This is a genomic window from Streptomyces sp. A5-4 (assembly GCF_051131715.1).
GTDB lineage: Bacteria > Actinomycetota > Actinomycetes > Streptomycetales > Streptomycetaceae > Streptomyces.
This window is the reverse complement of the sequence record NZ_CP178591.1, coordinates 1,929,383-1,954,248: the sequence shown is the minus strand read 5'-3', so window position 1 is coordinate 1,954,248 and position 24,866 is coordinate 1,929,383. Positions and strand designations below refer to the sequence as shown.

The following is a 24,866-nucleotide window of genomic DNA, read 5'->3' as shown; positions in this document are numbered from 1 at the left end:
CGGAGAAAACAGATGATGTCGCACATGTCACTGCGCCCGCGGGCGTCCGACCTGCGGACGGGCCCGGGGCGGGCCGTCCCCGGGGTCATGCGGCTAGGCTCATGAACCGGACCTTGATCGGACGGGCGGACAGTCCGGCGGTCGTACGGGAGGCAGGCATGGCGGTTCCCGGGCGCAGGAGCAGCACCTTCACGCGGCTGCTGCGGCACGGATTCACCCACCCCTCCACCGCCGAGCGGCATCTCGATGCCCCGGAGCTGTCCGGGGTACGCACCGATCCGGTGCTCCTGGACGCGCTCGGCGCGACCGCCGACCCCGATCTGGCGCTGCTCGGTCTGCTGCGCCTGGTGGAGGCGCAGGACCCGGAGGAACGGCACGTCCTCCTCGACACGCTGGTCACCGCCAAACCGCTGCGGGACCGGCTGCTCGGCGTGCTCGGCGCCTCCGAGGCCCTCGGCGACCATCTGGCGCGCCATCCGCGCGACTGGCACGCGCTCGTCACCTACGAGGCGGCGGACCTGCACCCTGGGGTGGCCGACTTCGAGCGTGGCCTCGCGGAGGCCGACGACCCGGTGAAGCTGCGGGTCGCGTACCGCCGCTGCCTGCTGGCCATCGCCGCCCGCGACGTGTGCGGCACGACCGACGTCGCCCAGGCCGCCGCCGAACTGGCCGACCTGGCGACCGCCACGCTGCGGGCGGCGCTCACCATCGCGCGCACGGCCGCGCCCGACGACGCCGCCAGTTGCCGGCTCGCGATCATCGCGATGGGCAAGTGCGGGGGCCACGAGCTGAATTACGTCTCCGACGTCGACGTGATCTTCGTGGGCGAGGCGGCGGACGGCGCCGACGAGGACAAGGCCGTACGCGCGGCGGCCCGGCTCGCCTCCCACCTGATGCGGATCTGCTCGGAGACGAACGAGGAGGGCACGATCTGGCCGGTCGACGCCAACCTGCGACCCGAGGGGCGCAACGGACCGTTGGTCCGGACCCTCTCCAGCCACCTCGCCTACTACCAGCGCTGGGCCAAGACCTGGGAGTTCCAGGCGCTGCTCAAGGCCCGCCCGGTGGCCGGCGACCCGCGGCTCGGCGAGGAGTACATGGCGGCCGTGTCACCGCTGGTGTGGCAGGCCGCCGAGCGGGAGCACTTCGTGCCCGACGTGCAGAAGATGCGCCGCCGGGTCGTCGACAACATCCCCGTCGCCCAGGTCGAGCGCGAGCTCAAGCTGGGGCCCGGCGGCCTGCGCGACGTCGAGTTCGCCGTGCAGCTGCTGCAACTGGTGCACGGGCGCAGCGACGCCAGCCTGCACAGCGGATCGACGCTGGAGGCGCTCGGCGCCCTCGCGGCGGGCGGCTATGTGGGGCGGGCGGACGCCGCGCAGCTCGACGAGGCGTACCGCTTCCTTCGCTCGATGGAGCACCGCATCCAGCTCTACCGGCTGCGGCGCACCCACCTCGTCCCCGAGGAAGAGTCCGATCTGCGGCGCCTCGGACGGTCGTTGGGGCTGCGCGTGGAGCCCGTCGCACAGCTGAACCGGGCGTGGAAGCAGCACGCGTCGGTGGTGCGGCGGCTGCACGAGAAGATCTTCTACCGGCCGCTGCTCGACGCCGTCGCGCAGCTCGCCCCGGGCGAGATCCGGCTCAGCCCCAAGGCGGCCGGGCAGCGGCTCGGAGCGCTGGGGTACGCCGACCCGGTGGGCGCCCTGCGCCACCTGGAGGCCCTGTCGTCGGGCGTGACCCGCAAGGCCGCCATCCAGCGGACCCTGCTGCCGGTGCTGCTCGGCTGGTTCGCGGACTCCGCCGACCCGGACGCCGGGCTGCTGGGCTTTCGCAAGGTCTCCGACGCGCTGGGCAAGACCCCTTGGTATCTGCGGCTGTTGCGGGACGAGGGCGCCGCCGCGGAGAACCTGGCGCGGGTGCTGTCCGCCGGGCGGCTCGCCCCCGACCTGCTGCTGCGCGCCCCGGAGGCGGTGGCCCTGCTCGGCGACCCGGAGGGGCTCAAGCCGCGCGGCCGGGCCCACTTGGAGCAGGAGGTGCTGGCCGCGGTCGGCCGGGCGGACGGCGCGCAGGCCGCGGTCGCAGCGGCGCGCGGGGTGCGGCGCCGCGAGCTGTTCCGTACGGCCGCGGGGGACCTCATCGGCTCGTACGGCACGGAGGAGAGCCCCGCGGAGTCCGACCCCGGCGCGCTCGTCGACCGGGTCGGCAACGCGCTGACCGACCTGAACGCCGCGACGCTGGCCGGCGCGCTGCGGGCCGCGGTGCGCGAGCAGTGGGGGGACACCCTGCCGACGAGGTTCGCGGTCATCGGGATGGGACGGTTCGGCGGTCACGAGCTGGGTTACGGCTCCGACGCGGACGTCCTGTTCGTCCACGAGCCGCGCGAGGGCGCCGACGAGCAGGAGGCGGCACGGGCCGCCAACACGGTCGTCGCCGAGATGCGCCGGCTGCTCCAACTGCCGACCTCGGACCCGCCGTTGATGATCGACGCGGATCTGCGCCCGGAGGGCAAGAGCGGGCCCATGGTGCGGACCCTGAAGTCGTACGAGGCGTACTACCGGCGCTGGTCGCTGGTCTGGGAGAGCCAGGCGCTGCTGCGCGCCGAGCCGATGGCGGGCGACGCGGACCTCGCTGCCCGCTTCATCGACCTCGTCGACCCGTTGCGGTACCCGGCGGAGGGCCTCGGCGAGGACGCGGTGCGCGAGATCCGGCGGCTCAAGGCCCGGATGGAGTCGGAGCGCATGCCGCGCGGCGCCGACCCGACGCTGCACGCGAAGCTGGGCCGGGGAGGCCTGTCCGACGTGGAGTGGACCGTGCAGCTGATCCAGATGCGGCACGGGTGGGCCGAGCCCGGCCTGCGCACGACCCGCACCCGTGACGCGCTGGCCGCCGCGCACGCGGCGGAGCTCATCTCGACGGAGGACGCCTCGGTGCTCGACGAGGCGTGGGTGCTGGCGACGCGGGTGCGCAACGCGGTGATGCTGGTGCGCGGCCGGGCCGGCGACACCTTCCCCTCGGACGGCAAGGAACTGGGCGCGATGGGGCGGTACTTGGGGTACGAGTCCGGTCACGTCGGGGACATGCTGGACGATTACCGGCGTACGACGCGCAGGGCCCGGGGTGTGATGGAGGAGCTGTTCTACGGGGCGGCGTAGGGGTGCGGCGAAGGTGGGCCCGCGGGCCCGGACGGGCCACCGCGCCGGATCCCGCTTCCCGAACGCCACGCAGGCCCCACGCGCCGGCCGGCCGGGAGAGATCCGGCCGCCCGGGGGTCTGCCCGGAGGTCACGGACGGGCGGGGCGGGGAAGCGCCGCCCCGCGTCACCGGCCCGTGGCCAGCAGGGCGCGGCAGTGTGCGATGAAGCCTTCCAGTGCCAGGTCGAACGCGGCGTGGGTGCGGTTCGGGCCGGCTGACGCGAGGGCGCGCGTCAGCTCCGGCGTCGACGCCTCGTCCGGGATTTCCCACATCGGTTCCGGCGCCGCCATGTCCAGCGCCGAGCCCAGGACCAGGTTCTCCAGTGCGCTGATCACGACCATCACGTCCGCCGCCGCGAACCCCGCGTCGAGCAGCAGCCGTACGGCGCACTCGTACTGGTCGAGCACTTTCCGCGCACGCACCGGCGAGGTCATGAGCAGCGGGATCGCACGTGGGTGGGCGGCGAAGGCGGCGCGGTAGGAGCGGGCCCAGGCGGTCATCGCCGCGTCCCAGGGCCGCACCTCCAGCGTCGAGGTGTCGATGGCCGAGGCGACCCGGACGCGCAGCAGCTCGACGATTCCGTCCCGGCCCTCCACATGGTGGTAGACCGACCCGGTCTGCACCCCGAGCCGCCGTGCGATCTGCGGGACGCTGAACTCGCCCTGCCGGTCGACGAGCTCCAGCGCCGTCGTCGTGATGCGCTCCCTGTCCAGGAGCGGTGTGCGCGGACGGCCCATGTCGGTCCTCTCGTTCTCAGGTCTTCCCGGATCTCCGTCCGGAGGCTACATTGCCCGAAACCGAAAGCCTTTAGGTTTGGCTTCCGGGTCGCCCCTGCCTCCCCGCCTGCCGCAGAAGGGCCTGCTCCCGCATGTCTGTGCCTCCCAGGACCGATCCCGAGAGAACCGCGCCGCCCGTCGAGGCCCCCACCCTCCGCCGTGCCACTCTCGGCACGTCGGACATCGTCTTCTTCGTCGTATCGGCCGCCGCTCCGCTCACCGTCATGGCCGGCGTCGCCCCGCTCGCCATCATGCTCGGCGGTATCGGCGCCCCGGCCGGCTATCTCATGGCCGGCGTCACGCTCGCCCTTTTCGCCGTCGGGTTCACCGCCATGACCCGGTACGTCCGTCACGGCGGCGGCTTCTACGCGTACATCACCCGAGGCCTCGGCCGCCCCGTCGGCATGGGCGCCGCACTGCTCGCCATGATCGGCTACAACGGCATGGAGATCGGTGTCTTCGGCCTGCTCGGCAGCGCCACCCAGGACACCGCCGCGTCCCTGTGGGGCATCGACATACCGTGGCTCCCGGTGTCCATCGCCGGGCTCCTGCTCACCTGGTACCTCGGCTACCGGTCCATCGACTTCGGCGCCAAGATCCTCGGCGTGCTGCTCCTCGCCGAAACCGGCATCCTCGTGCTGCTGGCCGGCGGCGTCCTGCTGGACGGCGGCGCCCACGGGCTCTCCGCCGACTCCTTCGCCCCCGGCAACATCGTCGCGCCCGGCATGGTCGCCGTCCTCGCCATGGCGTTCGCCGCGTTCACCGGCTTCGAGTCGACGGCCATCTACCGACGGGAGGCCCGCGATCCCGGCCGCACGATCCCGCGCGCCACGTACACGGCGGTGGCCTTCCTCGGTCTCTTCTACGCCTTCGTCGTCTGGATGGTCATCCAGGCATACGGCTCCGACCAGGTCGTCAAGGCCGCCACCGACGACACGGGCGGGCTCTTCTTCACCGCCATTACCACGTATGTCGGCGGCTGGGCCTCGGACCTGATGCACATCCTCATCGTCACCAGCGTCATCGCGTCCCTCCTCGCCTTCCACAACGCCATCAACCGGTACGGGCTCTCCCTCGCCCAGGAGGGTGTGCTGCCCGCCGCGCTCGGCAAGGTCCACCACCGACACCGCTCGCCCCACCTCGCGGGCGCCGCACAGACCGTCCTCGGCCTGGTCGTCGTCCTGGCCTTCGCCCTGGCCGGGGCGGACCCGTACAGCCAGCTGCTGCTGTGGGTGAACACCCCGGGAATGATCGGCCTGATGGCGCTGCAACTGCTCGCCGCGATCGCCGTGCCGTTCTTCTTCCGGCGCATCAGCCACACCGAGAGCCTCTGGCGCACCACCGTCGCCCCGGCGGTGTCCGCCGTGCTGCTCGCCGCGGCCCTCTGCCTGGTGGCGACGAACGTCGATGTCTTCACGGGGGCGAGCACACGCGTCAATGTCGCTCTCGTCTCCCTCGTGCCCGCCGTCTTCCTCATCGGCATCGCCATCGCCGCGCGCCTGCGCCACAGCAGACCCCAGGTGTACGCGGGCTTCGCCGCAGAACCGAACGAGTAACGAGTAACGAGCAACGAGCAACGAGCCATGAAAAAGGAAGCAGAAGCACGTGCCTGAAGCCGATCTCATCCTCACCGGGGCCCGCGTCCGCACCCTTGACCCCGAGCGCCCCGAAGCGACCGCCGTGGCCGTGCGCGACGGGCTCATCGCCGCCGTGGGCGACGCGTCGGACGTACGGGACTGGCGCGGACCCGGCACCGAGACCGTCGACCTGACCGGGGCGACCCTCACCCCCGGCCTCGTCGACAGCCACAGCCACCCCGTGTGGGGCCTGGAGATGTCCGACGGCCTCGACCTCTCCGCCGTACGCGATCTGGACCAGCTCCGCGCCGCCCTCGCCGGCGCCGAACGCACCGGTGGCTGGATCGTCGCCTGGGGCCTCGACCACAACGCCTTCGGCGGACGCCCCCTCGACCGCGCCCTCATCGACGAAGCGGTGGCCGGCGCCCCGGCCTTCATCCGCCTCTACGACGGCCACTCGGCCCTGGCCGGCAGCGCCGCGCTCCAGGCCGCCGGGATCACCGGGCCGCGCACCTTCACACAGCGCTCGGAGATCGTCTGTGACGCCGAGGGCCGCCCCACCGGGCACCTCGTCGAGCACGCCGCGATGGACCTCGTCGGCGCCGCGGCGCCCAGGGCGTCGTACGCCGATCGCCGGGCCCGCCTCGGCGAACTGCTCTCCGCGATGGCCGCCACCGGCCTGACCGGCGCCCATGTGATGGACCTCGGCGGCGACTGCCTGGAACTGCTCGCCGCGGCCGAGGAGACGGGCGATCTTCCCGTACGGCTCCTCCTCGCCCCGTGGTGCATGCCGGGCACGGACGCCGAGGCCCTCGCCGGACTCGTCGCACTGCAGCAGGAATCAGGCCGCCTCTGGCGCGTGGGCGGCGTCAAGTTCTTCATGGACGGCACGGTCGAGGGCGGCACCGCCTGGCTGGAGCACGCGGACTGCCACGGCCAGGGCACCGAGGCGTTCTGGCCGGACCCGGTGGCGTACACCGAGGCTGTACGCCACCTCCATGCGGCGGGCGTACGCACCGCCACCCACGCCATCGGTGACGCCGCCGTGCGGCATGTCCTGGACAGCGTGGAGTCGCTCGGCGCGAGCGGCCGTCTCCGCCACCGCGTCGAGCACATCGAGACCGTCCCCGAGGACCAGATCACCCGCTTCGCCGAGCTCGGTGTGATCGCCTCGATGCAGCCGCCCCACACGGCGTACACCCGCGCCGATCACACCGACGAGTGGTCGAAGCGTCTCGGTGACGAGCGGGCGGCCCGCGCATGGCGCTGCCGCGATCTGCGGGACGCGGGCGCCGTGCTGGCCCTCGGCTCGGACTGGCCCATCGCCCACTACGACGCCCGCCAGGTACTGGCCACCGCCCGCGCCCCCCGCGGCGCCGCCGAGAGCGGGCGTGCGCTGACCGGCCTCATGTCCCTGGAGGGCTGCACGACGCACGCGGCGGTCGCCGCCGGCGAGCAGGGCGTCTCGGGGCGCATCGTCCCCGGCCTCCGCGCCGATCTGACGGCCTTCGGTCTGGACCCCGTCGCAGCACCGGCCGACGAGGTGGCGGAGGCCCCCGTACGCCTGACCGTAACCGGCGGAAAGATCACGCACCGGGGCTGAATCCTTGATCGCCGCACGCGGCGGGACAGCCCTTAAGGGGTGTCCTTCCTCCACAGGGTGACGGCCGTCTTCGGGTTGTTCGCGGAGTTCGACTTGTGCGGCGCCACACAGCGGTACTGCTTGCCCCGGTAGGCGACCCGGTCGCTCTCCGAGTACTGCTTGTTGACTTTCCAGTCCGAGAATCCCGCTGCCATGTGATGACGCCTCTCCGCTGGGGCGGCCCGCTGCCGCCCCAGCGGAATCTTCCCACGGCGGTGAGCGGGGCTCAGACCGGGAGGCGGCTGCGTAGGCTGCGGCGCGGGCGGGGCCGCTCGTCGACGGCCACCTTGGGCAGCCGGTGCGGCAGCGCGCCGTACCAGGCGCGGCTCACGGCGAGGCCGAAGGCCAGGCAGAGCATGCCGCCCACCGCGTCCAGCCAGAAGTGGTTGGCGGTCGCGACGATCACCACCAGGGTGGCCGTCGGGTAGAGCAGGCCGAGGATCTTGGCCCAGGGCGCGGAGGCCAGCGCGAAGATCGTCAGGCCGCACCAGAGCGACCAGCCGATGTGCATCGACGGCATCGCGGCGTACTGGTTCGACATGTGCTTGAGGTCGCCCGACGCCATCGAGCCCCAGGTGTGGTGCACCAGGACCGTGTCGATGAAGTTCTGCCCGTTCATCAGCCGGGGAGGCGCCAGCGGATACAGGAAGTAACCGAGCAGGGCGACACCCGTAGTGGCGAAAAGCACCGTGCGGGTCGCGGCGTAACGGCCGGGGTGGCTGCGGAAGAGCCAGATCAGGACGCCGATGGTCACCACGAAGTGCAGTGTCGCGTAGTAGTAGTTCATCGACACGATCAGCCATGTCACCGAGTCCACGGCGTGGTTGACCGACTGTTCGACGGCGATGCCGAGCGTCTTCTCGGTCCGCCAGATCCAGTCCGCGTTGCGCAGCGCCGCGGCCTTCTGCTCCGGGACGGCGTTGCGGATCAGAGAGTACGTCCAGTAACTCACCGCGATCAGCAGGATCTCGAACCAGATCCGGGGGCGACCGGGCGAACGCAGTCTCCGCAGCCCCGTCAGCACGGTGCGCCGCGCCGACGGCTGCCTCCGCTCCCCGTCCCGTTCGGGTGCGGGAGTGGTGGCCGTCCGGCCTTCCAGAGTCTTCACGGTCACGTCACCCATGGGGAGAGAGTTTGCCAGATGAGCGTCCCCAGACCGATCATCCCCCGGTCGGATCTCGCACGCATGCGCTACAGCTCAAGGACTAGACAGGCCGGAGGAGTCCCTAGGGGCGGGGCCCCGAAGCTGTTGAACCGCGTACGACCAACTCCGGCATGAAGACGAATTCGCTGTGCGGCGCAGGCGTTCCGCCGACCTCTTCGAGGAGCGCCCGCACCGAGGCCTGTCCCATCGCCGTCACCGGCTGGCGGATGGTCGTCAGTGGCGGGTCGGTGAACGCTATCAGCGGGGAATCGTCGAAGCCCACGACGGAGACATCACGCGGTACGTCGAGACCCAGCCGCCGGGCGGCCCGGATCGCGCCGAGCGCCATCATGTCGCTCGCGCACACCACCGCGGTGCAGCCCCGCTCGATGAGGGCGGAGGCAGCCGCCTGGCCGCCCTCCAGGGTGTACAGGGAATGCTGGATCAGCTCCTCCGTCTCCTCGGGGGCCAAACCGAGCTGCTCCTGCATGCCGGCCCGGAAGCCCTCGATCTTGCGCAGCACCGGGACGAAACGCTTGGGGCCGACGGCCAGCCCGATCCTGGTGTGCCCCAGGGCCGTCAGATGCGTCACGGCCAGCCGCATCGCGGCCCGGTCGTCGGGGGAGATGAAGGGCGCCTGGACCTTGGGCGAGAAGCCGTTGACGAGGACGAAGGGGACACCCTGGGCGCGCAGCTGTTCGTAGCGCTGCATGTCGGCCGTGGTGTCCGCGTGCAGCCCGGAGACGAAGATGATGCCGGAGACGCCGCGGTCGACGAGCATCTCGGTGAGCTCGTCCTCGGTGGAGCCGCCGGGTGTCTGGGTGGCGAGGACCGGGGTGTAGCCCTGGCGGGTCAGGGCCTGGCCGATGACCTGGGCCAGCGCGGGGAAGATCGGGTTTTCGAGCTCGGGGGTTATGAGGCCGACCAGTCCGGCGCTGCGCCTGCGCAGCCGGACGGGGCGCTCATATCCGAGGACGTCGAGTGCGGCGAGTACGGATTCACGGGTGGCCGAGGCAACCCCCGGCTTGCCGTTGAGCACGCGGCTGACCGTCGCTTCACTGACCCCCGCCTGGGCTGCGATGTCGGCAAGCCGTGCGGTCATGGGAGTGGACTGTACCGGTCGCATGTCAGATTGCCCACCATGCGCAGGAATCGGCGGATAGGGCAGTCGTGGCACCGGCAACGGTGGGCGCCGCGGAGGCGATCAGGAGCCTTCCCGGGGTCGCGGTCTCGACCGCGTGGCCGGTGGTGTTGAGCGTGCAGACGACGCCGGGCCGGCCCAGGATCAGCACGCCGTCCGGGGCCGGCAGCCAGCTCATCGGGCCGTCGCCCAGACCCGGCAGCTCGCGGCGCAGGGCGAGCGCGGCGCGGTAGAGCTCCAGGGTGGAGCGGGGGTCGCCGGTCTGCGCCTCGACCGTCAGACCCTTGAAGCCGTCGGGCTGCGGCAGCCAACTGCCCCCGGATCCAAAGCCGTACGGGCTCTGGTCGCCGGACCAGGGGAGCGGGACCCGGCACCCGTCGCGCAGCCCCTCCTGCCCGTCGCTGCGGAAGAAGGACGGGTCCTGGCGGGCCTCGTCGGGCAGGTCGGTGACCTCGGGCAGGCCGAGCTCCTCGCCCTGGTAGATGTACGTCGACCCGGGCAGCGCCAGCATCAGCAGCGCGGCGGCGCGGGCGCGGCGCAGGCCCAGCGCGTAGTCGTCGCCGCCGTAGCGGGTGACATGCCGTGCCACGTCGTGGTTGGACAGCACCCAGGTGGTGGGGGCGCCCACGGAGCCGGTGGCGGCGAGCGAGGCGTCGATGACCGCGTGCATCGCCGACGCGTCCCAGGGGCAGTTGAGGAACTGGAAGTTGAAGGCCTGGTGCAGCTCGTCGGGGCGTACGTACAGGGCGAGCCGCTCGGGGGAGGGGGCCCAGGCCTCCGCGACGCCGATGCGCTCACCGTCGTACGAGTCCAGGAGCTCGCGCCAGCCGCGGTGGATCTCGTGCACACCGTCCTGGTCGAAGAACGGCAGGACCTGCGAGCCGATCATCCTGGCCTGCTCGCGGGCGCCGATGTCGGGCAGGCCGGCTGCCTTGACCATGCCGTGGGCCACGTCGATGCGGAATCCGTCCACGCCCAGGTCCAGCCAGAAGCGCAGGATCGAGTCGAACTCCGCGTGGACCTCGGGGCTGTCCCAGTTGAGATCGGGCTGCTCGGGGGCGAACAGATGCAGATACCAGTCGCCGTCGGCTGTGCGTGTCCAGGCGGGCCCGCCGAAGACGGACTCCCAGTCGTTGGGTGGCAGTTCGCCGTCCGCGCCCCGGCCGGGGCGGAAGTGGTAGCGCGCGCGGGCCGGGCCGCCCCGCCGGTCGGCGAGCGCCGCCCGGAACCAGACGTGCTGGTCGGAGGTGTGGTTCGGGACAATGTCGGTGATCACCCGCAGACCCAGCGCGTGCGCGGTGGTGATCAGCTCACGGGCGTCGTCGAGGCTGCCGAAGAGCGGGTCGACGACGCGGTAGTCGGCGACGTCGTAGCCGCCGTCCGCCTGCGGCGAGGCGTAGAACGGCGTGAGCCACACCGCGTCGGCGCCCAACCGTGCGACGTGCGGCAGACGCTCGCGGATTCCCCGCAGATCTCCGATGCCGTCGCCGTCGCTGTCGGCAAAGGACCGCACGTACACCTGGTAGATGACGGCGTCGCGCCACCAGCCGCGCGGTGCGGTCTGCGGGGTCGTGAGCTCCTGCGTCATGGGGTCCCTCTCGTGCGGGCGGATGGATCAGCAACTACGAGATCAACGCTGACGCCCTCCGAAAGTAACAGTCCTGCGAGTCCTTGCGGTAGGGCTTTCAGGGGCGGCGGCAAGGTCGTCAACCCTTGTGCGGCCTGCTTGGCAAGGGGCGATACGGCAACCGTGAGGACACGTGGATGTAACGATCGGCAGCTCTTGCGGAAAGTCTTCGCAAGGTCTTTCGGACTTCTTTCATCCTTGTTACGTTCCTCGACGACCCGGCGCCGCGAGGGAGCGGTCGGCAGGAGCCGCACCCGGCATCTGTCATCTCGGGCATCTGTTGAAGGAGTTCACATGCGGCGTGGCATAGCGGCCACCGCGCTGGTCTCGGCCCTGGCACTGGCGGCGACAGCGTGCGGCGGGGACAGCGGCGACGAGGGCGGCAAGAAGAGCTCCGGCGGAGAGCTCTCCGGCACGGTCACCTTCTGGGACACCTCGAACGACGCCGAGAAGGCGACGTACAAGGCGATCGCCGAGGGCTTCGAGAAGGAGCACAAGAAGGTCGACGTCAAGTACGTCAGCGTGCCCTTCGGCGAGGCCAACGCCAAGTTCAAGAACGCCGCGGGCGGCAACTCCGGCGCCCCCGACGTGATGCGCACCGAGGTCGCCTGGGTCGCGGACTTCGCCAACCTCGGCTACCTCGCCCCGCTCGACGGCACTTCCGCACTCGACAAGGAGGCGGACTACCTGAAGCAGGCGGCGGCCAGCACGAAGTTCAAGGGCAAGACCTACGCCGCCCCGCAGACCATCGACAGCCTCGCGCTCTTCTACAACAAGAAGATGCTGAAGGAAGCCGGTGTTGACGTCCCCGCCTCCTTCGCCGACGTCAAGGCAGCCGCCAAGAAGGTCCAGTCGAAGAGCGGCAAGACCGGTCTGTACCTGCGCGGCGACGACCCGTACTTCTACCTCCCCTACCTCTACGGAGAGGGCGGCGACCTCCTCGACACCAAGTCGAAGGAGATCCTGGTCGACGACGCCGAGGGCGCCGCGGCGTTCGAGGTGATGAAGGACCTGGTCGACTCCAAGGCGGCCGTCACCGACGCCAGCGACGGGTACAACAACCAGCTGAACGCCTTCAAGGACGGCGACGTCGCGATGATGCTCGACGGACCCTGGTCCATCGAGGGCGCGCTCGCCGGCAAGCAGTTCAAGGGCGACGAGGACAACCTCGGCGTCGCCGCGGTCCCGGCCGGCACCGCCCGGCAGGCCTCCCCGCAGGGCGGCTGGAACCTCGCCGCCTACGCCGGGTCCGGCAACCTCGACGCCGGCTACGAGTTCATCAAGTACATGAGCTCCGCCAAGGTGCAGCAGCAGACCACCGAGAAGCTCAGCCTGCTGCCGACCCGCACCTCCGTCTACGCGGCGCCCACCGTCGAGAACAACCAGATGGTGCAGTTCTTCCGCCCGGCCGTCGAGAAGTCCGTGCAGCGGCCCTGGATCCCCGAGGCCAACGCCCTCTTCGAGCCCATCCGGCTGGAGATGGGCAAGGTCCTCAGCGGCAAGGCCACCCCGGAGCAGGGTGCGAAGGGCGTCGGCGACGCCTACCGCAAGCTGCTCAAGGACTACAAGTAATTCACGGGAGAGGCTGACCGATCCATGGCTGTCGAGACCGGCCGGTCGGCGGCACCGGCCGCGGGCGCACACAGCGCCCGCGGCCGTGGCCGCGGGACCGACAAGACACCCGGACGGCTGCGCAGGTCGCTGTCCACCCACTGGTACGCCTGGAGCATGATCGCCCCCGTGGTGATCGTGATCGGCGTGATCATCGGCTACCCGCTGGCGCGCGGCATCTATCTGTCGACGACGAACGCCAACGAGGCGAACGTCGAGCGCTCCATCGGCGTCAACCACATCCCGGCGACGTACGAGTCCGTCGGCCTCGACAACTTCACGGCCATCCTGCGGGACGGGGTGTTCTGGGACCGGCTCACCTGGACGGTCATCTGGACCGTCTGCTGCGTCGCCGTCACCTTCGCGCTCGGCCTGGCGCTGGCCAACATGCTCAACCGCAAGATGGCCGGCCGCTCGTTCTACCGGATCTCGCTGATCCTGCCCTGGGCCGTACCGGCGTTCATCTCCGTCTTCACCTGGCGGCTGCTCTTCAACGAGAAGAACGGCCTGCTCAACTCGCTGCTGACAGGCGGCGGCATCGACGCCGTGCCGTGGCTGAACGACCCCACCTGGGCGAAGTTCTCCGTGATCGCGGTGAACGTGTGGCTCGGTGTGCCGTTCATGCTGGTCGCCATGCTCGGCGGACTCCAGTCCATCCCCGGCGAGCTGTACGAGGCCGCGGAGATCGACGGCGCCGGACCCTGGCAGCGCTTCCGCCACATCACCCTGCCGGGGCTGCGCGCCGTCAGCAGCACCGTGGTCCTGCTCAGCAGCATCTGGACCTTCAACATGTTCCCGGTGATCTACCTGCTCACCCGGGGCGGACCCGGGGACTCCACCGAGATCCTCGTGACCTACGCGTACCGGCTGTCCTTCGTCGTCAGCCCCCGCGACTTCGCCAATTCCGCGGCCTGGGGCGTGCTGATTCTGCTGCTCCTGTCGCTCTTCGCGGTGGTCTACCGCCGTGCGCTCCGCAAGCAGGGAGAAGTGTGGTGACCAACACCGCGAACACCACGAAGAACACCACGAGCGGGCCGGACCCGCGCAAGAAAATCCGCAACCGGGGCGAGCGCTCCCCGCTGGCCTCCTTCGGCCTGCACGCGACCCTGCTGGTCGCCACCGTCGTCGCGGTCTTCCCGCCGCTGTGGCTGCTGGTCACCTCGTTCAAGCCCAAGAGCGAGGCGTTCTCCACCGACCTGGTGAAGGACTTCACCCTCAGCAACTACGACCACGTCGTCAACGACACCGAGTTCCTCAGCTGGTTCGGCAACTCCGTGCTGGTCGTCGGCATGACGACGGTCCTCGCCGTCCTCATCTCCGCCACCACCGGCTACGCCGTCAGCCGCTTCAGGTTCCCCGGCATGCGGCCCCTGATGTGGCTGCTGCTGATCACCCAGATGTTCCCCGTCGCGGTGCTGATCGTGCCGCTGTACAACCTGATGGCCGACCTCGGGCTGCTCAACCAGCCCGTCGGCCTGGTCGTCACCTACCTGACGATCGCCGTGCCCTTCTGCTCCTGGATGATGAAGGGGTACTTCGACACCATTCCGGTGGAGATCGACGAAGCGGGCCGGGTCGACGGACTCAACCCCTTCGGCGTCTTCTGGCGGCTCATCCTGCCGCTCGCCAAGCCGGGGCTCGTGGTGACGGGCTTCTACAGCTTCATCACCGGCTGGGCCGAAGTCGCCTACGCTTCCGCGTTCATGACGGGCGAGGAGAACCTCACCCTCGCCGGCGGCCTGCAGACCTTCGTCAACCAGTACACCAGCGACTGGGGTTCGCTCACCGCGGCAGCCGTGATCGTCGCGGTACCCGCCGCCGTGATCTTCGCGCTCGCCCAGCGGCACCTCGTGTCCGGACTGACCGCCGGAGCGACGAAGTCCTGAGCCCGCCCCACGTACTCCTGCGGCGGCTCCCGCCCCGGCGGGCCGGCCGCCCCCACGCCTCACACCCAGGGACGACATGACCCAGCACCTCGCTGCTCCCACCGCCCCCACCAGCGCCTCCACCACTGGAGACCGGCGCACCGGCTGGTGGCGGGACGCGGTGATCTACCAGGTCTATCCGCGCAGTTTCGCCGACGGCAACGGCGACGGCATGGGTGACCTCGAAGGGGTACGCGGACGGCTCCCGTACCTCAAGGAGCTGGGCGTCGACGCCGTCTGGCTCAGCCCCTTCTACGCGTCGCCGCAGGCCGACGCCGGGTACGACGTCGCCGACTACCGGGCCATCGACCCGATGTTCGGGACGCTCCTGGACGCCGACGCGCTGATCCGGGACGCCCACGAGCTGGGCCTGCGCATCATCGTCGACCTGGTGCCCAACCACTCTTCCGACCAGCACGAGTGGTTCAAGCGGGCCATCGAGGAGGGCCCCGGGTCCGCGCTGCGCGACCGCTACCACTTCCTGCCCGGCAAGGGCGAGAGCGGTGAACTGGCCCCCAACGACTGGGAGTCCATCTTCGGTGGCCCCGCCTGGACCAGGACGGTGAACCCGGACGGCACGCCCGGCGACTGGTACCTGCACCTCTTCGCCTCCGAGCAGCCCGACTTCAACTGGGAACACCCCGCCGTCGCCGACGAGTTCCGCTCGATCCTGCGGTTCTGGCTGGACATGGGCGTCGACGGCTTCCGCGTCGACGTCGCCCACGGCCTGGTCAAGGCCGAGGGCCTGCCCGACCTGGGCGCGCACGACCAGCTCAAGCTGCTCGGCAACGACGTGATGCCGTTCTTCGACCAGGACGGTGTGCACGAGATCTACCGGTCCTGGCGGCGGATCCTCGACGAGTACCCGGGCGAGCGCATCGCCGTCGCCGAGGCGTGGACGCCGACCGTGGAGCGCACCGCCAACTACGTGCGCCCGGACGAGATGCATCAGGCCTTCAACTTCCAGTACCTGGGCACCGCTTGGGACGCCGCCGCGCTGCGTGACGTCATCACCACCTCGCTCGCCGCGATGCGCCCCGTCGGCGCCCCCGCGACCTGGGTGCTGTCCAACCACGATGTCACCCGGCACACCACCCGCTTCGCCAACCCGCCCGGCCTCGGCACCCAGCTCCGCGAGGCCGGTGACCGCGAACTCGGCCTGCGCCGGGCCCGCGCCGCGACCGTGCTGATGCTGGCGCTCCCCGGCTCCGCCTACGTCTACCAGGGGGAGGAGCTCGGCCTGCCGGACGTCACCGACCTGCCCGACGAGGCCCGCCAGGACCCGTCCTTCTTCCGGGCCGAGGGCCAGGACGGCTTCCGTGACGGCTGCCGGGTGCCGATCCCGTGGACCGCTGAAGGGACTTCGTACGGCTTCGGTGCGGGCGGCAGTTGGCTCCCGCAGCCCGAGGGCTGGGGCGCGCTGAGTGTCGAGACGCAGACCGGCGACCAGGACTCCACGCTGGAGCTGTACCGCCGCGCGCTCGCCGTGCGCCGCGAGCACCCGGGGCTCGGCGCCGGGACCGCGGTGGAGTGGCTGCGGGCGCCCGAAGGGGTGCTGGCCTTCGCCCGCGACGGGTTCGTGTGCACGGTCAATACGACGCGGGCGGCCGTCACTCTGCCGGCGCCCGGCCGGGTGCTGCTCGCCAGCGGCGAAGTCGCCCTGGGTGAAGGCGACTTCGAGCTGCCCGGGGACACCGCCGTGTGGTGGGCGGTGTGACCGTTCCCGCGCCGCGAAGCGGCCCCGCCTCCCCGCGACTGGTGCACATCGCAGCGCAGGCCTCCGTCAGCGAGGCCACCGTCAGCCGGGTGCTGAACGGCAAGCCGGGCGTCGCCGGCACCACGCGCCAGCGGGTGCTCGCGGCGCTCGACGTGCTGGGCTACGAGCGGCCGGTACGGCTGCGGCGGCGCAGCGCGGGGCTGATCGGACTGGTCACGCCCGAGTTGACCAACCCGATCTTCCCGGCCTTCGCACAGGTCATCGAGCAGGTGCTGGCCGGGCACGGCTACACGCCCGTGCTGTGCACCCAACTGCCGGGCGGGGCGACGGAGGACGAGCTGGTCGAGCAGCTCGTGGAGCGCGGGGTGGGCGGCATCGTCTTCCTGTCCGGGCTGCACGCGGACCTGTCGGCGGACCCCGCGCGGTACGCGGCGCTGGCGGCGCGAGGTGTGCCGTTCGTGCTCATCAACGGCTTCAACGAGGCGATCAGCGCGCCCTTCGTCTCGCCCGACGACCACGCGGCGATGCGGATGGCGGTCGGCCACCTCGCCGAGCTGGGCCACGAGCGGATCGGGCTCGCGCTCGGGCCGCGGCGGTACGTGCCCTCGCGGCGTAAGCATGAGGGCTTCGTCGACGCGCTCGCCGCTGTGCTCGGGCGTCCCCGCGAGGAGGCCGAACCGGCCGTGCGGCACACGCTGTTCAGCGTCGAGGGCGGTCAGGTGGCGGCGGGGGCGCTGCTCGACCAGGGATGCACGGGCATCGTCTGCGGCAGCGACATGATGGCGCTCGGCGTGGTGCGGGCCGCGCGGGGGCGCGGTCTTGATGTGCCGGGGGACGTGTCGGTGGTGGGCTTCGACGACTCGCAGCTGATCGCCTTCACCGACCCGCCGATGACCACGGTGCGCCAGCCGGTGCAGGCGATGGCCACGGCGGCGGTGGGGGCGTTGCTCGAGGAGATCGGGGGGAGTCCGGTGCAGCGCACGGAGTACGTGTTCCAGCCGGAGCTGGTGGTGCGGGGGTCCACCGCGCAGGTGCGGGGGTAGCGGGAGCGGTTGCGGTTGCGGTGCGCGGCCGGGTGCGGTTGCCTGCGGCGCTTCTCCCGTGTCCGCGCCTTCCCGAAGCCGGGGGGCAGGGCCTTCGGCCGCCGGGACGGTCTTCGGGCGTGATCTCAAGTGCCGTGCCCCCGTTGGAAAACCCCGCAGGGAGCCCCGGTGCCCGCCCGGGCTGGGCGGCGGTTGGCGGCCCCGGGGGCTCCCTGTCGGCCCGGCCCGACCGGACGGGCGCGTGGGACCCGGACCTGCCGGGACCCCCGGCCGGCCGAGCCGGAGTCGAGAAGAACGTAACAGGGTCGCAATTGCTTGCGAAAGACCTTGCAGCAAGAAATTCCGCGGATTTCCGGGGTGTTGACGGAGCATGTCCAGAGGGTTGACCCCGCTAGTGAGGGCTCGTACGGTCTGCTCCGCGGCAAGGTTTCATTTCTTGCAGCAAGAAGATTCAAGAGCCTTGAGGGCAGGGCGCGTTGCCACGCGAGGCCTCACCGTCACCCGCACCTCCCCCCCCCGCACGCAGGAGGAACACCCATGGCTCGCAGACTCCTGTCCACCGCGCTCGCTCTCACCGCCGGCGCCGCCGTCCTCGTCGTCCCCGCCGGATCCGCGCAAGCGGCCCCGCCCGGCGCCAAGGACGTCACCGCCGTCATGTTCGAGTGGAAGTTCGCCTCGATAGCGAAGGCCTGCACGGACACCCTGGGCCCGGCCGGTTACGGCTACGTCCAGGCTTCGCCGCCCCAGGAACACATCCAGGGCGGCCAGTGGTGGACGTCGTACCAACCCGTCAGCTACAAGATCGCCGGCCGGCTCGGTGACCGCGCCGCCTTCAAGAACATGGTCGACACCTGCCACGCCGCCGGCGTCAGGGTCGTCGCCGACGCCGTGATCAACCACATGGCGGCCGGCGACGGCACCGGCACCGGTGGCTCCGGGTACCAGAAGTACAACTACCCGGGCATCTACTCGGGCGCCGACCTGGACGACTGCCGTTCGCAGGTCACCAACTACGGCGACCGCGGCAACGTCCAGAACTGCGAGCTCGTCGGCCTCGCCGACCTCGACACCGGCGAGGACTACGTCCGCAACAGGATCGCCGCGTACCTCAACGACCTGCTGTCGCTGGGCGTCGACAGCTTCCGGATCGACGGCGCCAAGCACATCCCCGCCGGTGATCTGGCCGCCATCAAGGGCAGGTTGACCAACTCCGGCGTCCACTGGAAGCAGGAGGCGATCTTCGGAGGCGGTGAGGCCGTCTCGCCCAACGAGTACCTCGGCACCGGTGACGTCCAGGAGTTCCGGTACGCCCGCAGCCTCAAGCAGGTCTTCAACAACGAGAACCTCTCCTACCTCAAGAACTACGGCGAGGGCTGGGGCTTCATGGAGAGCGGGAAGTCCGCCGTCTTCGTCGACAACCACGACACCGAGCGCGGCGGCGACACCCTCAGTTACAAGGACGGCGCCAACTACACCCTGGCCAACGTCTTCATGCTGGCCTGGCCCTACGGCTCCCCGGACGTGCACTCGGGCTACGAGTTCTCCGACCGGGACGCCGGACCGCCCAACGGCGGCACGGTGAACGCCTGTTACAACGACGGCTGGAAGTGCCAGCACAACTGGCGCGAGATCTCCTCCATGGTGGGCTTCCGCAACTCCGCCCGCGGGCAGTCCGTCACCAACTGGTGGGACAACGGCGGCGACCAGATCGCCTTCGGACGCGGCGACAAGGCGTACGTCGCCATCAACCACGAGGGCTCGACGCTCAACCGCACCTTCCAGACCTCGCTGCCCGCGGGCGCCTACTGCGACGTCCAGAGCGGCAGGGGCGTGAGCGTGGACGGCTCCGGCCGGTTCACCGCGTCCCTCGGCGCCAACACGGCGGTCGCCCTGCACGTCAACGCCCGCTCCTGCACCCCCTGAGCCCGCCGCACCCCTGAAGGGAATTCCAGTGATACGCCCGCCCCTGCGAAGAGCGGCCATCGGTGTCGTGAGCGTGGCCCTGTGCGCCGCGCTCGCGCCCGCCGTCCCGGCCGCGGCCGCCAGGCCGAAGCCGCCGCCCGCCCCGCCGTCCGACGCGAAACTCGCCGCGGAGCCCGCCCGGCACGATCTGAACCGCGAGCAGTTCTACTTCGTCCTGCCCGACCGGTTCGCGAACGGTGACACGGCCAACGACAGGGGCGGGCTCACCGGGTCACGCCTGAAGACCGGCTTCGACCCGTCCGACAAGGGCTTCTACCAGGGCGGTGACCTCAAGGGCCTCACCGGCGAGCTGGACTACATCAAGGAACTCGGCACCACCTCCATCTGGATGGCGCCGATCTTCAAGAACAAGCCCGTGCAGGGCGAGGGGCAGAACGCCTCGGCCGGCTACCACGGCTACTGGATCACCGACTTCACCCAGGTCGACCCGCACTTCGGCACCAACGCCGACTTGGAGAAGCTGATCGACAAGGCCCACGCCAAGGGCATGAAGGTCTTCTTCGACGTCATCACCAACCACACCGCGGACACCGTCGACTACGCCGAGAAGAAGTACGGCTACCGGCCCAAGGGTGCCTACCCGTACCTGGACAGGTCCGGGCGGCCCTTCGACGACCGCGAGGGCGTCGCGAGGACCGACGGCGACTCCTTCCCGTACACGCCGACGACCACGCCCGCCGCGCGGAACGAGAAGGTCCCGGCCTGGCTCAACGACCCGACGATGTACCACAATCGGGGCGACTCGACCTTCGCGGGCGAGAGCTCCGAGTACGGCGACTTCTCCGGCCTCGACGACCTGTGGACCGAACGCCCCGAGGTCGTGCGCGGCATGGCGGAGATCTACCAGAAGTGGGTCCGCGACTTCGACATCGACGGTTTCCGCATCGACACCGTCAAACACGTCGACCTGGGCTTCTGGACCGAGTGGGCGACCGCCCTCGACAGCTACGCCGAGAAGCGCGGCCGGGACGACTTCTTCATGTTCGGCGAGGTCTACTCGGCCGATCCGGCCGTCACCTCCCCGTACGTCACCCGGGGCCGCCTCGACTCGACGCTCGACTTCCCGCTCCAGGACGCGACGCGCGCGTACGCGTCCCAGGGCGCGGCGGCCGGGAGACTGGCATCGGTCTTCGGCGCCGACTACCGCTACACCTCCGACCGGGCCAACGCCTACGAGCAGGTGTCCTTCACCGGCAATCACGACATGGGCCGCATCGGCACCTTCCTCAAGCAGGACAACCCGGAGGCCGACGACGCCGAGTTGCTGAAGCGGGCCCGGCTCGCCAACGAGCTGATGTTCCTCGCCCGTGGCAACCCCGTCGTCTACTACGGCGACGAGCAGGGCTTCACGGGCGCGGGCGGCGACAAGGACGCGCGCCAGACGATGTTCGCGTCGAAGACCGCCGACTACCTCGACGACGACCAGCTCGGCACGGACCGCACGCACGCGAGCGACGCCTACGACACCACGCACCCCGTCTACCGGTCGATCGCCGCACTCTCCAAGCTCACCAAGGACCACCCCGCGCTGCGCGACGGCGTACAGGAGGAGCGTTACGCGCAGGGTTCCGTGTACGCCTTCTCGCGTACGGACGCCAAGCGCAAGCAGGAGTACCTGGTCGCCACGAACAACGGGGCGGCGGCCCGAACGGTCTCGGTGCCCACCGCGTCCACGGGCATGAACTTCCGTACGCTGTACGGCGGTTCCGTCGCCGTGCGCAGCGCCGCGGACCGCACGGTCCGCATCACCGTGCCCGCCCTGTCCAGCGTCGTCCTGCGCGCGGACCGGCCACTGGTCCCGCCGGCCGCCGCCCCCACCGTCACGCTCAAGGCCCCCGAGGCCGGCGCCGCCGGCACCGTCGAGATCTCCGCGGACACCGGTGGCGGGCAGCTCAACCGTGTCGTCCTCGCCGCCCAGGTGGGCAACGGCAAGTGGCGCACACTCGGCTCCGCCGACCACGCACCGTACAAGGTCACCCAGTTCCTGGGCCGCGAGGTGCGTGCTGGAACTGCTCTGCGGTACAAGGCAGTTGTGGTGGACAGCAGGGGACGCACCGCGAGCGCGCTCGCCTCGACGACGGCGGGCGCCGCACCCGCGCCCGAGCGGCCCACCGCGGTCGAGCGCGACCACGCGGTCGTCCACTACAAGCGTGCCGACGGCGACTACGACGGTTGGCAGCTGAAGTCCGGCGACAGGAGCGGCACCTTCACCGGCCGTGACGCGTACGGCGCGTTCGCCTGGATCAAGCTCCCCGAGGGCGCCACGTCCTTCCCGTACACCGTCGAGAAGAGCGGCGCCGCGGACGGCCCGCCACGCACCGTCGACCTCGGCGCCACCGGCGAGGTCTGGATCGAGCAGGGCAAGGACGGACAGGCCGACAAGGCCCCGGACGGCGCCCGCCCGCCGCAGGACAAGACCAAGGCCGTCCTGCACTACCAGCGCGCCGACGGCGACTACGGGGGCTGGGGTCTGCACACCTGGGCCGGCGCCAAGGACCCCACCGACTGGGCGAAGCCGCTCATGCCGGTGAAGAAGGACGCGTACGGCGTGACCTACGAGGTGCCGCTCGCCGCCGGCGCGAGCAGCCTCAGCTACATCCTGCACAAGGGCGACGAGAAGGACCTGCCCACCGACCGGTCGCTGGACCTGGCGACATACGGCCACGAGGCCTGGATGCTCGCCGGGCAGCCCAAGTACCTGCTGCCGCAGACCGGCGCTGCCCCGGCACTGGACCTGGGCAAGGCCGAGGCCCAGTGGATCGACAGCGACACCGTCGTCTGGAAGGTCAAGGCCACCGAAGCCACCAGCCAGCAGCTGGTGTACGCCCCCGACGGCGGCATCACGATCGTCGACGGCGCGCTCTCGGACGAGGGGCAGTGGCTGCGGCTCGGCCCGGCCGCGCTCACCGACGCGCAGCAGGCCAAGTATCCGCACCTCAAGGACTATCCGGCGTTCACCGTCGACCCCCGCGACCGTGACCGGGTCCGCGAATCACTGCGCGGCCAGCTGATCGCCACCCAGCGCGCCGCGAACGGCGCACTCCTGTCCGCCACCGGCGTCCAGACCCAGGGCGTGATCGACGCCACCTACAGCGCCTCCGCGACCAAGGCCTCCCTCGGCCCGGTCTTCGACCGCAAGGGCAGGCCCACCCTCTCCGTCTGGGCCCCCACCGCGCACTCCGTCGCCCTGGAACTCGACGGCAGAACCATCGGGATGAAGCGCGACGACGCGTCCGGCACCTGGTCCGTCACCGGCCGCAGGAGCTGGGCGGGCAAGCCGTACCGCTACGTCGTGAAGGTCTGGGCGCCCAGCGTCCAGAAGGTCGTCACCAACAAGGTCACCGACCCCTACTCGACCGCGCTCACCACCGACTCGGCGCGCTCCCTGGTCGTCGACCTCACCGACCCGAAGTTCGCCCCCAAGGGCTGGTCCACGCTGAAGAAACCGGCGGCCACGCCCCTGCGCGACGCCCAGATCCAGGAGTTGCACGTCCGGGACTTCTCCGTAGCCGACAGCAGCGCCCGCCACCCGGGTGAGTACCTGGCCTTCACCGACCGCGGCTCGAAGGGCATGAAGCACCTCGGCGAACTGGCCGATTCCGGTACGTCGTACGTCCACCTGCTGCCCGTGTTCGACATCGGCACCGTCCCCGAGAAGAAGGACGACCAGCAGCGGCCCGCCTGCGACCTGTCCCGCTACGCCCCCGACTCCGAGGAGCAGCAGGCATGCGTCACGAAGACCGCCGCGAAGGATGCCTACAACTGGGGCTACGACCCGCTGCACTACACCGTCCCCGAGGGCTCGTACGCCAGTGACCCCGAAGGGACCCGGCGCACTGTCGAGTTCCGGCAGATGGTCCAGGGCATCAACGGCTCCGGGCTGCGCACCGTCATGGACGTCGTCTACAACCACACCGTGGCGTCGGGACAGGCCGACAAGTCGGTCCTCGACAAAATCGTTCCCGGCTACTACCAGCGGCTGCTCGCCGACGGCACCGTGGCCACTTCCACCTGCTGCGCGAACACCGCGCCCGAGAACGCCATGATGGGCAAACTGGTGGTCGACTCGATCGTCACCTGGGCCCGCGAATACAAGGTCGACGGCTTCCGCTTCGACCTCATGGGCCACCACCCGAAGGCGAACATCCTCGCCGTCCGCAAGGCGCTCGACGCGCTGACGCCGGAGCGCGACGGCGTCGACGGCAAGAAGATCATCCTGTACGGGGAGGGCTGGAACTTCGGGGAGATCGCCGACGACGCCCGCTTCGAGCAGGCCAGTCAGAAGAACATGGCGGGTACCGGCATCGCCACCTTCTCCGACCGCGCGCGCGACGCGGTGCGCGGCGGCGGCCCCTTCGACGAGGACCCGGGCGTGCAGGGCTTCGCCTCCGGCCTCTACACCGACCCCAACGCGTCACCCGCCAACGGCACCGAGGCCGTACAGAAGGCCAGGCTGCTGCACTACCAGGACCTCATCAAGGTCGGCCTGACCGGCAACCTCGCCGCGTACACCTTCACCGACAGCGCGGGCCGCACGGTCAAGGGCTCCGACGTCGACTACAACGGAGCCCCCGCCGGGTACGCGGCGGCCCCCGGCGACGCCCTCGCGTACGCCGACGCCCATGACAACGAGACGCTGTACGACGCCCTCGCGTTCAAGCTGCCCGCGAAGACGCCGGCCGCCGAACGGGCCCGTATGCAGGTCCTCGCGATGGCCACCGCGGCCCTCTCGCAGGGCCCGGCGCTCTCCCAGTCCGGCACCGACCTGCTGCGTTCGAAGTCCCTCGACCGCAACTCCTACGACAGCGGCGACTGGTTCAACGCGATCCACTGGGACTGCCGCGACGGCAACGGCTTCGGGCGCGGGCTGCCCCCGGCCGCCGACAACAAGACCAAGTGGCCTTTCGCCAAGCCCCTGTTGACGGCGCCGGGCCTGACCCCCGGCTGCCCGGAGATCGACGGCGCGTCCGCCGCCTACCGCGACCTGCTCAGGATCCGGACGACGGAGAAGGCCTTCAGCCACACCTCGACGGACCAGGTGCAGTCCGCACTCGCCTTCCCGCTGTCCGGCAAGGACGAGACACCCGGCGTCATCACCATGCGCGTCGGGGACCTGGTCGTGGTCTTCAACGCGACACCGGAGGTACGCACCCAGAAGATCGACACGCTCGCGGGCGCGGCGTACGGACTGCATCCGGTCCAGGCGCGGGGCGCGGACGAGGCCGTCAAGGGGGCTACGTACAACCGGAGTTCGGGCACGTTCACCGTTCCGGACCGTACGGTCGCGGTCTTCTCCCGCCCTTAGGGGGTGTCCGCCACCGCGTCGGGCTGACCGCAGCAGCGGCGCGGCCCGAAGGGGGGGGGGGGCTGAGCGCCACGCCGGACACCACCGTGCCGGCCGCCGCCTTCGTCTCCGGGGGCGGCGGCCGGCCGCGCATGGGCGGCGAGCGGCAGTACGGCGGGCCCCGGCCCGGCCGTGGCGGCGCCGCTC

The 24,866-nt window shown here is 70.9% G+C and carries 14 protein-coding genes and 1 pseudogene; 10 read left to right on the top strand and 5 right to left on the bottom strand.

All coding sequences use genetic code 11. From position 1 onward, the window contains the following. Positions 1 to 158: 158 nt before the first annotated feature. A complete protein-coding gene (locus ACLLJJ_RS08955; protein WP_434600349.1) occupies positions 159 to 3,149 on the top strand; it encodes a bifunctional [glutamine synthetase] adenylyltransferase/[glutamine synthetase]-adenylyl-L-tyrosine phosphorylase in 2,991 nt (996 codons plus the stop codon). Positions 3,150 to 3,314: 165 nt separating this feature from the next. Here the strand turns inward: ACLLJJ_RS08955 and ACLLJJ_RS08950 are convergent, their stop codons facing one another. Next, positions 3,315 to 3,926, bottom strand: coding sequence for a TetR/AcrR family transcriptional regulator C-terminal domain-containing protein (locus ACLLJJ_RS08950; RefSeq protein ID WP_434588747.1), 612 nt, complete (start codon positions 3,924 to 3,926; stop codon positions 3,315 to 3,317). Between the two features lie 131 nt (positions 3,927 to 4,057). Here ACLLJJ_RS08950 and ACLLJJ_RS08945 point away from each other — a divergent pair, with 131 nt between their 5' ends. Next, positions 4,058 to 5,521, top strand: a complete 1,464-nt coding sequence (locus ACLLJJ_RS08945) for an APC family permease (RefSeq protein WP_434588745.1) — start codon at positions 4,058 to 4,060, stop codon at positions 5,519 to 5,521. A 49-nt stretch (positions 5,522 to 5,570) separates the two neighbouring features. Next, entirely contained in the window at positions 5,571 to 7,145 is a 1,575-nt protein-coding gene (locus ACLLJJ_RS08940; RefSeq protein WP_434588743.1) for an amidohydrolase, read from the top strand. A 32-nt stretch (positions 7,146 to 7,177) separates the two neighbouring features. On the opposite strand, the gene ACLLJJ_RS08935 is transcribed toward ACLLJJ_RS08940, so the two are convergent. The 4 genes from ACLLJJ_RS08935 to ACLLJJ_RS08920 all read right to left on the bottom strand — a co-directional run bounded on the left by ACLLJJ_RS08935 (position 7,178) and on the right by ACLLJJ_RS08920 (position 11,057). After that, entirely contained in the window at positions 7,178 to 7,339 is a 162-nt protein-coding gene (locus ACLLJJ_RS08935; protein ID WP_434588741.1) for a carbohydrate-binding protein, read from the bottom strand. 71 nt (positions 7,340 to 7,410) lie between these two features. Next, positions 7,411 to 8,307: a phosphatase PAP2 family protein gene (locus ACLLJJ_RS08930; protein WP_434588739.1), complete on the bottom strand. Its 897-nt coding sequence runs from the start codon at positions 8,305 to 8,307 to the stop codon at positions 7,411 to 7,413. A 103-nt stretch (positions 8,308 to 8,410) separates the two neighbouring features. Beyond that, entirely contained in the window at positions 8,411 to 9,430 is a 1,020-nt protein-coding gene (locus tag ACLLJJ_RS08925; protein ID WP_434588737.1) for a LacI family DNA-binding transcriptional regulator, read from the bottom strand. Positions 9,431 to 9,455: 25 nt separating this feature from the next. Beyond that, positions 9,456 to 11,057, bottom strand: coding sequence for a glycoside hydrolase family 13 protein (locus ACLLJJ_RS08920; protein WP_434588736.1), 1,602 nt, complete (start codon positions 11,055 to 11,057; stop codon positions 9,456 to 9,458). A 333-nt stretch (positions 11,058 to 11,390) separates the two neighbouring features. Here ACLLJJ_RS08920 and ACLLJJ_RS08915 point away from each other — a divergent pair, with 333 nt between their 5' ends. From ACLLJJ_RS08915 to pulA, 7 genes and pseudogenes are all read left to right on the top strand, one after another. Then, a complete protein-coding gene (locus tag ACLLJJ_RS08915) occupies positions 11,391 to 12,668 on the top strand; it encodes an extracellular solute-binding protein (protein WP_434588735.1) in 1,278 nt (425 codons plus the stop codon). Between the two features lie 24 nt (positions 12,669 to 12,692). Then, positions 12,693 to 13,703 carry a carbohydrate ABC transporter permease gene (locus ACLLJJ_RS08910; RefSeq protein WP_434588734.1) on the top strand — a complete coding sequence of 337 codons (1,011 nt, stop codon included), beginning with the start codon at positions 12,693 to 12,695 and terminating at the stop codon, positions 13,701 to 13,703. Between the two features lie 56 nt (positions 13,704 to 13,759). Then, positions 13,760 to 14,593, top strand: coding sequence for a sugar ABC transporter permease (locus tag ACLLJJ_RS08905; protein WP_434600348.1), 834 nt, complete (start codon positions 13,760 to 13,762; stop codon positions 14,591 to 14,593). A gap of 76 nt (positions 14,594 to 14,669) precedes the next feature. Continuing rightward, the gene (locus ACLLJJ_RS08900) at positions 14,670 to 16,349 is read left to right on the top strand and encodes a glycoside hydrolase family 13 protein (protein ID WP_434588733.1); all 1,680 of its coding nucleotides are present in this window, start codon (positions 14,670 to 14,672) and stop codon (positions 16,347 to 16,349) included. Beyond that, a complete protein-coding gene (locus ACLLJJ_RS08895; RefSeq protein ID WP_434588732.1) occupies positions 16,346 to 17,392 on the top strand; it encodes a LacI family DNA-binding transcriptional regulator in 1,047 nt (348 codons plus the stop codon). Before ACLLJJ_RS08900 ends, ACLLJJ_RS08895 begins: the two co-directional genes overlap by 4 nt. Before the next feature lie 537 nt (positions 17,393 to 17,929). Then, positions 17,930 to 19,309 (top strand): annotated as a pseudogene (locus ACLLJJ_RS08890) (alpha-amylase); the annotation flags it as partial. A gap of 34 nt (positions 19,310 to 19,343) precedes the next feature. Continuing rightward, a complete protein-coding gene (gene pulA, locus ACLLJJ_RS08885) occupies positions 19,344 to 24,680 on the top strand; it encodes a pullulanase-type alpha-1,6-glucosidase (protein WP_434588731.1) in 5,337 nt (1,778 codons plus the stop codon). Positions 24,681 to 24,866 lie beyond the last annotated feature (186 nt).